The sequence below is a fragment of the Ligilactobacillus equi DSM 15833 = JCM 10991 genome, assembly GCF_001435735.1.
GTDB classification, from domain to species: domain Bacteria; phylum Bacillota; class Bacilli; order Lactobacillales; family Lactobacillaceae; genus Ligilactobacillus; species Ligilactobacillus equi.
The window spans coordinates 1-671 of the sequence record NZ_AZFH01000194.1; the positions used below are offsets into that span (position 1 = coordinate 1).

1 protein-coding gene is annotated in these 671 nt (G+C 35.3%); it reads left to right on the forward strand.

The window, feature by feature from the left end:
* On the forward strand, nt 1–671 hold a 671-nt coding region (locus FC36_RS10300; RefSeq protein WP_156409584.1), incomplete at both ends, for an SspB-related isopeptide-forming adhesin.

Genomic DNA, 671 nt, shown 5'->3' on the forward strand with positions numbered 1-671 from the left:
GATTACGTTGCTAATTTCGATGCTAAGACTAATACAATTAAGCTTTCATTGAAGTCGGGTTCAAAAATCTTTAGTTTAGCAAATAACAATAAAGGTACTGTTTTCGTCTTCCCTACTGCACATATTTATGCAACAGCTATTGAAGACGGTAAAACTATTGTCAATGTACCTCGTGTATATGTAAATAATATTGAATCTAGTGCAAATTCAGTAGAAAATCCAGTTGATAAGCCTGCACCAACTAAATCTGAAAACGTTGGTGGTATTGATTCTAATGGTAAGACTGTGATTGCTGGTGATGTAATTAACTACAACATCACTTGGGACTTTAGTAAGCTTGTTAACCCTGGTTTATCTGATTTAGTAGCGAAGAAAGGTTTATCCTTAGATGATGACTACGATGACAAGACAGATGCTATTCAAGGTTCCCTATTAATCACAGATGCTAACAATAAAGCAGTTAATGGTGTTTCTGTAGCATGGGATACTAAGAATTCTGCATTTAAGTTAGTTGTAGATAATCCTCGTGTCTTTGTTTCACAATATGCGGGCCAAAAACTTAAGGTTTCCTTCAACGCGACAGTTAAGGATGGTTTGACTGGTGAAATTAAGAATAAGGCAGTCCAAAATAACTTTGGGGTACCTTATGAAACTAATACCGTAACTAACAA